10 protein-coding genes are annotated in these 11537 nt (G+C 26.7%); 7 read left to right on the forward strand and 3 right to left on the reverse strand.

What is annotated here, in order from left to right:
• On the reverse strand, nucleotides 1–1101 hold a 1101-nt coding region (locus KGF50_RS17365; protein WP_227849226.1), incomplete at its 3' end, for a 4Fe-4S dicluster domain-containing protein.
• A gap of 291 nt (nucleotides 1102–1392) precedes the next feature.
• On the opposite strand from KGF50_RS17365, the gene KGF50_RS17370 reads away from it, so the two are divergent.
• The 5 genes from KGF50_RS17370 to KGF50_RS17390 all read left to right on the forward strand — a co-directional run bounded on the left by KGF50_RS17370 (nucleotide 1393) and on the right by KGF50_RS17390 (nucleotide 7094).
• Entirely contained in the window at nucleotides 1393–2037 is a 645-nt protein-coding gene (locus tag KGF50_RS17370) for a TetR/AcrR family transcriptional regulator (RefSeq protein ID WP_227849227.1), read from the forward strand.
• A gap of 153 nt (nucleotides 2038–2190) precedes the next feature.
• A complete protein-coding gene (locus KGF50_RS17375) occupies nucleotides 2191–2862 on the forward strand; it encodes a response regulator transcription factor (RefSeq protein ID WP_227849228.1) in 672 nt (223 codons plus the stop codon).
• A gap of 1 nt (nucleotide 2863) precedes the next feature.
• On the forward strand, nucleotides 2864–3772 hold the full coding sequence (locus KGF50_RS17380; RefSeq protein WP_227849229.1) for a sensor histidine kinase: 909 nt from the start codon (nucleotides 2864–2866) through the stop codon (nucleotides 3770–3772).
• 83 nt (nucleotides 3773–3855) lie between these two features.
• Entirely contained in the window at nucleotides 3856–4542 is a 687-nt protein-coding gene (locus tag KGF50_RS17385; protein ID WP_227849230.1) for an ABC transporter ATP-binding protein, read from the forward strand.
• Nucleotides 4539–7094 carry an FtsX-like permease family protein gene (locus KGF50_RS17390; protein ID WP_227849231.1) on the forward strand — a complete coding sequence of 852 codons (2556 nt, stop codon included), beginning with the start codon at nucleotides 4539–4541 and terminating at the stop codon, nucleotides 7092–7094. Before KGF50_RS17385 ends, KGF50_RS17390 begins: the two co-directional genes overlap by 4 nt.
• A gap of 139 nt (nucleotides 7095–7233) precedes the next feature.
• Here the strand turns inward: KGF50_RS17390 and KGF50_RS17395 are convergent, their stop codons facing one another.
• Nucleotides 7234–8433, reverse strand: coding sequence for a coenzyme F420-0:L-glutamate ligase (locus tag KGF50_RS17395; RefSeq protein ID WP_227849232.1), 1200 nt, complete (start codon nucleotides 8431–8433; stop codon nucleotides 7234–7236).
• Between the two features lie 118 nt (nucleotides 8434–8551).
• On the opposite strand from KGF50_RS17395, the gene KGF50_RS17400 reads away from it, so the two are divergent.
• Both KGF50_RS17400 and KGF50_RS17405 read left to right on the forward strand, forming a co-directional pair.
• The gene (locus KGF50_RS17400; RefSeq protein WP_227435156.1) at nucleotides 8552–9439 is read left to right on the forward strand and encodes a LysR family transcriptional regulator; all 888 of its coding nucleotides are present in this window, start codon (nucleotides 8552–8554) and stop codon (nucleotides 9437–9439) included.
• A 259-nt stretch (nucleotides 9440–9698) separates the two neighbouring features.
• On the forward strand, nucleotides 9699–10253 hold the full coding sequence (locus tag KGF50_RS17405) for a GNAT family N-acetyltransferase (protein WP_227849233.1): 555 nt from the start codon (nucleotides 9699–9701) through the stop codon (nucleotides 10251–10253).
• A gap of 167 nt (nucleotides 10254–10420) precedes the next feature.
• On the opposite strand, the gene KGF50_RS17410 is transcribed toward KGF50_RS17405, so the two are convergent.
• On the reverse strand, nucleotides 10421–11281 hold the full coding sequence (locus KGF50_RS17410) for a YitT family protein (RefSeq protein ID WP_227849234.1): 861 nt from the start codon (nucleotides 11279–11281) through the stop codon (nucleotides 10421–10423).
• Nucleotides 11282–11537 lie beyond the last annotated feature (256 nt).

Below are 11537 nucleotides of genomic sequence, written 5' to 3' on the forward strand. Positions count from 1 at the left end.
AAGCTTGGTCGGTAGCGTCAGAAGATTATAAGAAACAGATTTTAACCAAGATGGATTTCCAGGTACAAATATTCTTTTACCAAATTTTGAAGTATATTCATCTAAAGCTTTCTCAATAAGTTCATTATTATCTTTAAAAGAAGTAGCATTTTTTATAGTTTCAAGATTTTGGCTAAATGGGCAAGCAGATATACACATACCACAGTCTGTACCTAAATATCTCCACTTAATATAACATGTTTCATGTTCAATCACCCAATTATATTTTCCATCATCACCAATTTTAATATCATTAGAAAGTGAATGAGAAGGACAATTAAAAGAACATTTTTTACATGCTTTACAAAAGTCTTCAAGCCCAAAATCAACATATTCATCTTCTATAAGTGGAATGTCTGTAGTAACGACACCTAGTCTAAGTCTAGAACCATAATCTTTATTTGTAAGTATTGCATTTCTTCCTATATCACCTAATCCAGCATCACGAGCTATAAAAACAGGCATTACTAGATAATTAGCATCCATATGATTTCTAGCATCATATCCTAGATTCCTTATGTAGTAACTTAAAATCATACCAACGATAGATGCATCTACATAACATTTTGAAGTTTCTATAACTTCACATATCATTGGGGCTCTGTTTATCATTTCTTTATCCATTTCACATCCAAATACAATTGCATATTTATGAGATAGATTAACTTCTTCACCATAGTTTTCTTCATGTCTACCTCTATTTGTGTAAATATGATAGTCTTTTAATCTAGTTATACCAACCACAGAAGCTCCATATTGCTTTGCAAACCCTTTTATCTTTTTAGTCATCGACTTTGCATCTACATCTACTTTAGTGTCAGAAATTTTTCCTTCACATAGTGATTTTATATCAGATAAAAAGTCAAATGCACTACTTGCCATTGGAGAATTTATCTCATTATAAGTCATAGTTCCTTCACTACATAAATTTGGTCTACTTCTTATACTATCATCAACTTCTTTTTTTTCAGGATTTTTCTCATAATAGTCATTATAAGCAAAACCATTCTTTTTATAATTTGCTCTTGCAAACATAGTATTTCTTTCATCAACCCTTTTCAATTCTATTCCCCCTAGTAAAAGTATAATTAAATCATATAATCTTATCCTTACATAACTTAATTATATAAGAATAAGGTTATATTTTCAATTTAAGCGTCGTTAAATTAAATAATATGTATTTATATATCTTTTATAATATATTTACATATAAATTATATTAATAATAAAAAATTTAATAATAAATATGATTTATTGTCTTTAAATGGTGTGTATTGACATATTGTAAAAAATCTTATTATAATAAATATACTAACAATTAATAAAAATTGATAAAGAAGGAAGTGAATTTATATGTCAAGAAATAAGCATTCTGATAAGATAAGAAATCAGATATTAGAAGTTGCATGGAAAATATTTGAAGAAAGTGACTATGACGATGTAACCATGCAACAAATCGTGGATACTCTTGATATATCTAAAGAATCTGTATACTATCATTTTAAAGATAAAGAAGTCCTGTTCGAAGAGATTATATCAAGTAATTTAAAAGTAGAAATGGAAAATTTAAAATTAATATTAAATAATCCTGGCTTTACGATTAGAGAAAAAGTATCTGCATTTGTCCTATATATATCTAGTTCAGAAATAAGGAAAAAGTTGATTGATTATATGTGCTCTCAAAAAAAACCTACCTTCTTTATAAAGAGTATACGAGCATCCGCTCTTGAAATGACTCCTTTATTATCTTGCTTAATAAAACAAGGTATTGAGGAAGGAATTTTTAAAACTGATTATCCAGATGAAATGTCTGAAGTATTTATAATATTAATAAATATTTGGTTAGACCCAGTATTATTTAGTGAAAGTACAGAAAAACATTTCAAACGTATTGAATGTCTGGCTAATTTATTAAGTGCAAGTGGTGTACCTATTATAACTGATAGTGATTTAAAATCAATTAAAGCATTTTATAGAGACTGTTTTAAGGATAAATAGTCTATAAACAAAAAACTGTAACTAGATTTGAGAAAAAGCAAATTTAATTACAGTTTTTTTAGTAAAATAAGTGTATCAATATATTTTTTAACAAAAGATAAGAAGAAAATACTGTTTTAAAAGTTTAAAAATAAAAATATAAGGAGGAGAAAATTGAATTTATTAATTATTGAAGATGATACAAGTTTAAATGAGGGTCTTTTTTATGCTTTTGAAAGTGAAGGATTTAATGTTTTAAAAGTTTATACAAAACAAGAAGGCCTACATGTATTTAATAATAAAAATATAGATTTTATAATTTTAGATTGTAACTTGCCAGATGGAAATGGATTTGATGTATGTAAGCAAATACGGGAAAAGTCAGATATACCAATTATAATGCTTACTGCAAGAGATTCGGAAATTGATGAGGTAACAGGATTAGAAATAGGTTTAGATGATTATATTACAAAACCATTTTCTTTATCTGTATTAAAAGCGAGGGTAAAAGTAGCAATAAGAAAAAAATCAAATAATAAAGTACTGTATTCTAATGGTATAAAACTAGACCAAAAGTTATTAAAGGTATATAAAAATGAAGTAGATTTGGAGCTTAGTGCTGTAGAATATAAGCTAATTAATTATTTAATTGAGAATAAAGGGCAAATATTATTGAAGGAACAAATTTTACATCATATATGGGATAGTGAAGAAAATTATGTTGATGAGAATATTGTATCTGTAAATATAAGAAGACTTAGAATGAAGGTAGAAGATAATCCGTCTAATCCAAAGTATATAAAAACAGCTTATGGAATGGGATATCTATGGAATGAGGTAGAATAATATGTTGGTCCTATTTTTTGCAATATGTATGATAATTATATCTATAATAACTATTAAAAAAAGTCAAAATACATGTGATGAATTGAGTCTAATGCTAAATCAATTATTGGAAGGTAAAGAAGTTTCTTATCCAGATACAAAAGATACAAGAGTGTCAAAGATTTCTTATCAAATAAAAAAAGTTAAAGATATGATAGAGATAGAGGTAGAGCAGTCAAAATCAGAAAAGGAAGCAATTAAAAGTTTAATTTCAAATATGTCACATCAATTAAAAACACCACTTTCAAATATTACCATTTACTCTGAACTTTTAGAAAATATGAATCTTCCTACATCAAAAAAAGTAGAGTTTTTACAAAAAATGAAAAATCAAACTTTTAAAATTGATTGGTTGTTGGAATCACTATTTAAAATGACTAAATTAGAAGATGGAGTTATTGAATTTGAAGCAGAAGAACTGCTTATTAAAGATACTATTGTTCAAAGTATCAGTACTGTTTTTAATAAAGCAGAAGCTAAAAACATAAAAATAAATTTAGAAACATTTTTAGATGTAAAGTTATTTCATAATAAGAAATGGACTATAGAAGCAATTGTAAATGTCTTAGAAAATGCAATAAAATATTCACCATCAAATAGTATAATTACTATTTCTGTAGAAAAAATGGAACTATATACTAAAATTATAATCAAAGATGAAGGAATAGGTATTGATAGTAAAGAATTGAACAATATTTTTAAAAGATTTTATAGAAGTAAAAATGTTGAAAATCAAAATGGTACAGGAATTGGTCTATATCTTACAAGATTAATTTTAGAAAAAGAAAATGGGAATATTATAGTAGAATCCAAATTAGGAAGTGGAAGTTGTTTTAGTATCTTCTTACAAAACTGTAAGAGTTTAAATTAACTTTGTAGGATGAGTGTAATTATCGTCACTTACAATATTTTATAAGAACTTATATTTTAAGTTATATTGAAAGGAGAAATAAAATGAGTATATTAGTGACGAATCATTTAGTAAAACACTATGGAGAAGATGAAAACAAGGTCAATGCACTAAATGGAGTAAGCATAGAAATTGAAAAGGCTACATTTACTGCTATAGTTGGAACTTCTGGGTCTGGTAAAAGTACATTATTAAACATTATAGGCGGGCTGGATAACCCCTCATCAGGAGATGTAATAATTAAGGGTAAAAACATATCTAAACTAAGAAAAAAGGATTTAACTGTATTTAGAAGAAGGAATATAGGTTTTATATTTCAAAATTACAGTTTAATACCAGTATTAAATGTCTATGATAATATTGCTCTTCCTGTTACATTAGATAAAGGAAGTTATATAGACCATGACTATATTAAAATGTTAATGAATACATTGGGTATCTGGGACAAACGTCTAAAATTTCCAAGTGAACTTTCTGGTGGACAACAACAGAGAGTAGCAATTGCAAGAGCCTTAGCAAATAAACCTGCACTTATACTAGCTGATGAACCAACAGGAAATCTCGATAGTAAGACTACAATGGAAGTAGTATGTTTATTAAAAGAAAGTAGTGCAAAATTTCACCAAACAATACTTATGGTAACACATAATGAAAATATAGCACAAATATGCGATTCTATTATACATATTGAAGATGGAATTGTAGTAAATAATGGTGGTGAAATACTATGATATCTTTAATGAAGTTTGCAATTCAATATATTAAACATTATAAAAAACAATCTATATCTATAATTTTAAGTATTGTACTATCAGTAGCCTTATTATCAGGAATTGGTTCTTTAGTACATAGTGCAAATAAAAGTAGAATTGAAAAAATAAGAGAAGATAATGGAGATTATCATTTTTATTTTAAGGTAGACAATAAACAACTACAAAGAATTAAGAAAAACAAAAAATCAAATGAATATACTGTAAATAGACTTGGTATCACAAATACTAAAGGTTCTATAGATGAACCTTTCATTATGAATTTTTTAAATGTGGATTCATCTTATTTAGATATGACAGGTAGAAAATTATTGAAAGGAAAACTTCCTAGCAAAGAAGGAGAAATAGCACTTGATACCTATTCATTAAATAATTTAAATCTAAAAGAAAAAATTGGAACGGAGATAAAATTAGATGGAAAAACTTATAAATTATGTGGGATTTTATCTGATCTTTTAAATCCAAAAACTACTTTAGAGGGCTTTGTAGATAGTTCTACATTTTCTAAAGAAAATGGTAATTATATAGTTTATGTAAAATTTGATGAAAATAAAAATATAAGAAAACAAAGTTCTAGATTTATGAGAGAATTTAATATATCGAAAAAAAGTTCCCATGTAAACTGGAACTTATCGAGTGAATTTGGTGTAAAACCTCCAATAACTTTTGAAAGATATAGTATATTTCAATTTTTAAATTCTTTAAAGTTAAATACAAATGCAATTATTTTGATTATTGGAATATTTAGTGCAGCAGCAATATATAGTATTTTCCATGTTTCTATACTTCAAAGAGTATCACAATATGGTGTTTTAGAAGTGTTAGGTGCTAACAATAAGCAACTTTTACTACTCTTGTTTTTAGAATTATTTTTACTTTTCATCATAGGTTTTCCTATAGGATGTATTTTAGGAATAGGAGTAGCTTCAACAATACATCAACAATTTCCTCATATATTCTTAGGTAGTGATATTATTCCAGGGTCATTTTTTATAAGTGAAAAATCTATTTACTTAGGATTTTTGTTTTTAGCATTATTGCTAATTTTAATCACTATACGAGTTGTATATAAACTAAACAAATATTCTAGTATTGAGTCAATGAAAAATTTTGAAGTTACTAATAAACAAAATAGAGAGATAAAAAGTATAAAGTTTTCTAACATGACAGCAGTATTATCTCATAAATATATGACTCAAAAAAAAGGAATGTTTATAGGAATTTTGTGTTCATTAGCACTTGGGGGAATTATTTTTCTATGTTCTAGCTATTCTATACAACTTACTAGAGATAATAATGAACTTACAATGAAGGCTGATGATGGTTTAAATTCTGATTATCAAATAGCTATGCAAACAACGGATTTTGATATAGGAATACCAAAAGATAAAATTTCAAAACTAAACGAAGTAGAAGGGGTATCAAGTATTTATCCAGTAAGGTATTTTTTTGGAGGTATACACATTAGAGACGAACAATTACTTTGGAAAAACTTCTTTAAACCTATTGAAAAAGATTACAGAATAAAGAATTTTTTCAATGGAATTTGCACTAAACAAAGTGATGGGGGGCATCTCTTAAAGACAAATATCTATGGATATAATGCTGACATGTTAAAAGGATTAAATCCTTATATTATTGATGGAAAAATTGATAATTCTGACATGGTTAAAAACAATAAAGTGATTGTTAGACTTCCTATGGATGGTACTGGTATATATGGTGCAGTTGACATAAAGCCAGGAGATACTATCAAAGTTAAAGTTCCAAAAACAATGAAACCTGCAGATGATACTATTAAGTTTAAAGAAGAAGATAAAGATAATTATACAGTAAAAGAATTTGTAGTTGCTGCTACGGTAAAACGTGTAATGGCAAATAATATATACTTTATTGGTGATTATGGTATGGATATAGTTATGACAAATGAACAAATGGAAAGTAATTTCAATATCATAAATTACAATATGGCCAGTATAAAAAAGACGAAAGAAAGCAATAGCTTGGAAGTGGCTAAAGAAATAAAAAATGTTATACATAATATAAAACGATGTATTGTGACAGATTATACTATTGCTATTGAAAAAAATAATGTTTATTTGAATCAAAAATTACTGTTTATATATGGTATTGTATTTGTACTTCTAAGCATAAGCTTGTTTCATATTATCAATACAGTGAGTTATTTAGTTTTTTCAAGAAGACATGAATTTGGAATTTTAAGAGCTATGGGAATCACAGATAATAAGTTTTTGTTTATGATGATGAGGGAAGGTTTCTTATATGGATTATATGCAAGTATTATAATGGTAACTGGAAGTATTATTGGGCAATCCATGATTTATTTTATAGTAAAACGTGTATATTTATATATAAATCCAGTCTTTAATATAAATATTTCTCTATACATGAGTATGATTATTTTAAATATTACTATTAGTATTATTGCAGTTATCATTCCAGTAAAACAAATATTAAAGAGTGATATTATTTCAGAAATAAATAGAGATTAAAATTTTTAATAAAGATTAATAAATTAAACTATGTAAATATTAAATAACCTCTTAATTGATATACCGTAAAGTTATATCAGTTAAGAGGTTTATATTAGTTTTTAATCTAAATAAATTACATAAAATGCCTTAAAATATATTATTTTGTATAGTTATCAAAATAACCTTGTATGTAAATAATAGGAGTACCTTTATCTCCACTTCCAGAAGTTAAATCTGCTAAAGAACCTATAAGATCTGTAAGTCTTCTTGGAGTAGTACCTTGAGAAACCATATTTCCTGTTAAATCATCAGATTTATTATCTTTTTCAACTATGTATTTTGAAATTGCTTCTTTTAACTCATCACCAGATAAGTCAGCAAAGTCATTATCAGCTAAATATTTTAGTTTTATCTCATTTGGAGTCCCTTCTAAGCCTTTTGTATAAGCAGGAGAAACTACTGGGTCAGCTAGCTCCCATATTTTTCCTACAGGGTCTTTGAAAGCTCCATCTCCATAAACCATTACTTCTACATTTTTACCTGTAATTTCTTTTATATCGCTTTGAATTTTATTTACAACTTCATCACAATTTATAGGGAATAATTTTACAGTTTCTTCTGTAGCTTTGTTTGAACCTAAAAGTCCATATTGGTCATTATATCCACTGCCATCTATACTTGATGTCATTATATCATCAAGAGAATATACCTTTTTAGCACCATTTTGGTTTAAAATTCTCTTTGTTCTTTGTCTTGTATGTATATCACAAGTTAAAACACTTGTTGTGTAATTAAGTATAGTTTTTGGGTTATTAGCAAAAACTATTTCTACTTCTGCACCACACTCTTTAATTAAATTTTTATAATAATCAACATAGTCAACACCAGTAAATGTATGTTTATTATATCCAAATAGCTCTCTATATTTTTCTTCTGTTAACACATCTGACCAAGGGTTTATTCCTTTGTCATCAAGTTCATCAAGACTTATTAAGTGATTTCCAACCTCATCAGAAGGGTAGCTTAACATTAATACAACTTTTCTACATCCTTTTGCAATCCCCCTTAGACATATTGCAAAACGATTTCTGCTTAAAATTGGGAATATAACACCTACAGTATCATCTCCAAATTTATCTTCTACATCTTTAGCTATATTGTCAACATGAGCATAGTTTCCTTGTGCTCTAGCAACAACAGCTTCTGTAACAGCAATTACATCTTTGTCTCTAACTTCAAAGTTTTCACTCTTTGATGCATTTAAAACAGAATCAACAACTATTTTAACTAAGTCATCTCCTTGTCTTATAATAGGTGCTCTAACACCTCTTGAAACAGTTCCAACTAATCTATCCATTATTTAAAATCCTCCTAAAGAATTAATATTGTCATATTAGTACCATGTATATTATAATTCAAATATAATCATAAGTAAAATAAATAATACTAATATTTGATATAAGGAGTAGTTATGTATGAACGTAAAACTTGAATTATATAAAGTTTTCAATGCAGTTGTAAGTCATAAGAGCTTTTCTGTTGCCGCCAAAGAATTATTTATGTCACAGCCAGCTGTAAGCCAATCAATTAAACAATTAGAAGAACAATTAGATACAATATTATTTTATAGAAACAATAAAGGTGTAAAGTTAACTCCAGAAGGTAAAATTTTAAGTGAACATGTCGCTACTGCATTAAACTTAATCGCATCAGGAGAAGATAGAATAAATAAATTTAAAAAATTGGAATATGGTTCATTAAAAATTGGAGTAGGAGATACAGCAGCACGTTTTTTTCTATTAAAGTATTTGGAAATTTTTCATAAGAAATATCCACATATACATGTATCTACAATAAATAGAACTAGTAGAGAACTTATATCCTTACTTAAAGATGGGAATATTGATATAGCAATCATAAATATGCCAATAGAAGATGAAACATTAAATATCGTTGAATGTATTGAGATACATGACATATTTGTATGTGCAAATGATTACATAGAATACAAAGGAAAACAAATATCCTTAGAAGAATTAAATTTGCTACCCTTGATAATGTTAGAAAATAAGGCAAATTCAAGACTTTATGTAAATGAATATTTTCTATCAAAAGGTATAAAACTAAATCCAGATATAGAATTAGGTTCTCATGAATTACTTTTAGAATTTGCATATATAAATCTTGGAGTATCTTGTGTTATAGAAGAATTTAGCATAGATTACTTAAATAGTGGAAAATTATTTAAATTAGACATAAAAGAGCCAATCCCTAAGAGAAGTATAGGTTATTGTCATTTAAAAAACATATCTCTATCACTAGCAACGAAAGAGTTTTTAAGTATGATATCTAATAATATGTAATTTATATTTAGCAGCTTTAAAATAAGTTTAATAAAAATAAATTAAAATGAGAAATTCCTACATATACATATATCTTACAATAAATAGAACTACTAGATAACTTCTATTATTACTTATAATGTTGTAGATTTACAAAATTTATAATAGGCTAATTTTTATTAAAATTAGAAATAAGGTTAATTTGAGCACATTTATATAATTAATATCGTATTTTAAATATGAACAGTATATTAGATTAATGTATAAAGGGGGATTAGAAATGTCTGATTCTGAATATCCTCAAATGAAAACCTTAGAAACTAGAAACTGCATACTAAGACCTGCATCATTAAATGATACTGAGGATTTTTTTGATTGTTATAAAAACAAGGTAGTAGTAAAACATTTACCATTTAGTGAGCACAAGTCTTTAGAAGACACAAGAAAGTTTATAAAATCATTTTTTTTAAATCCATATAAAAAAGGAAAAATAGGCCACTTTGCAATAGTGTATAAAAGAGATAATAAAGTTATTGGGAATATGGGGTTTAATAATATAAACCCCAAGGCATTGGAAGCGGAAATTGGCATATGTATTAATCCCGATTACTGGGGTCATGACTTTGCTACTGAGATAACTAAAAGAGTAATACAATATGGATTTAGGGAACTAAATCTAAATAAAATCATTGCGATAACTTATGAAGAAAATGCAAATTCTACAAAATCATTAGATTTATTGGGCTTTAAATGTATAGGAAAATACATCAAAAAAATTCATACTGGAAGTACAATAAAAAATGTCCCTTGCTATCAATATGAATTAAAAAAATAATGAGTATTTAGTGTTTTAATAAGAGCTAGATAAAAACAATGCCAAAATCATATTATATCCACTAAAAAAGCTTAGTATATTAATATACGAACACTTTAATATGATATGATTTTGGCATCTATAAGTTATTAAAAATATATAAACAAAGTTATAAAATAACTTATTAATTAATTTTCTAAGTTTTTAAATCCTTCTCCAAGAACTTCATGTACATCTGTAACAATAACAAATGCAGTAGGGTCAGTTTTTTTAACTAATCTCTTAAGATAAAGTTCTTGTTTTTTAGAAACTACAACAAGTAAAACTTCTTTGTTTTCTCTAGTGTAACCACCTTTACCATCAAGAATAGTAAGCCCTCTATCAAGTTCTTTTGTTATGGCTTGTCTTAAACTTTCAGGTTCTTCAGAAATAATAAAAAATGCTTTTGAATGATCAAATCCTTCCATTATCATGTCTGCTATTTTTATTAAGACACAAAGTGCTATCCCAGAGTAAAGACCAGTTTCTATACTACGATTTACTATACCAGAAGATATAACGACCATTCCATCTAAACAAGACATAAATTTTGTAGCTTTTACCCCTGGAAACTTTTTACTAAGTATGAGTGCAATTAAATCTGTTCCTCCAGTAGAAGCATCTGATTTAAACATTATTCCTAAACCTATTCCAACCAAAATTCCTCCTGCAATAGCAGATAGTAGTAAGTCATCAGTTAATCTCAACTTTGATAGTGGGTCTGTCAATTGAACTATAGCAGAGAATACGACTGTCCCAAATAACGTTTTTAATGAATTTTTTGTACCCATAATTCTGAAAGCAAGTATTACTAATGGGACACCTATGATTAACATGATAGCTGATACTGGAAGCCCTGTAACTTTATTTAATACTAAAGATAGACCACTAAGTCCTCCAGGAGCAATTGTATGTGGTTTTAAAAACATATTTATACCAATACTCATTGATATACAACCAAAAAATAACCCAAGCATTTCAAGTAAAATTGGCGACTTTTGTTTTTTCATATAAACACCTCCATGAACTTGTCACAATTTAATATTATAACATATTTGACCAGTTTATATTATATAAACTTTCTTGACATAAGCAATTTCAAGTGTTTTATTATTCTTAATATTTGTAAAATATTTCTAAAATACATGATTTTCTGTCATTCTTCTAACACGATTATTTTTTAGTGGAAATTTTTATATGTTATAATTTTTAATTCTTTTATTAAAGTATCCCCTATAAAAGTGGTTCTATGATATACTTTTCTAT

Source organism: Clostridioides sp. ZZV15-6598 (assembly GCF_020657705.1).
Classification (GTDB): Bacteria; Bacillota; Clostridia; order Peptostreptococcales; family Peptostreptococcaceae; genus Clostridioides; species Clostridioides difficile_F.

Coding starts and splice junctions, on each gene's coding strand:
- KGF50_RS17370 (WP_227849227.1), top strand. CDS start 1,393: ATGTCAAGAAATAAGCATTCTGATAAGATAAGAAATCAGATATTAGAA.
- KGF50_RS17395 (WP_227849232.1), bottom strand. CDS start 8,433: ATGGATAGATTAGTTGGAACTGTTTCAAGAGGTGTTAGAGCACCTATT.
- KGF50_RS17410 (WP_227849234.1), bottom strand. CDS start 11,281: ATGAAAAAACAAAAGTCGCCAATTTTACTTGAAATGCTTGGGTTATTT.
- KGF50_RS17385 (WP_227849230.1), top strand. CDS start 3,856: ATGAGTATATTAGTGACGAATCATTTAGTAAAACACTATGGAGAAGAT.
- KGF50_RS17400 (WP_227435156.1), top strand. CDS start 8,552: ATGAACGTAAAACTTGAATTATATAAAGTTTTCAATGCAGTTGTAAGT.
- KGF50_RS17390 (WP_227849231.1), top strand. CDS start 4,539: ATGATATCTTTAATGAAGTTTGCAATTCAATATATTAAACATTATAAA.
- KGF50_RS17405 (WP_227849233.1), top strand. CDS start 9,699: ATGTCTGATTCTGAATATCCTCAAATGAAAACCTTAGAAACTAGAAAC.
- KGF50_RS17380 (WP_227849229.1), top strand. CDS start 2,864: ATGTTGGTCCTATTTTTTGCAATATGTATGATAATTATATCTATAATA.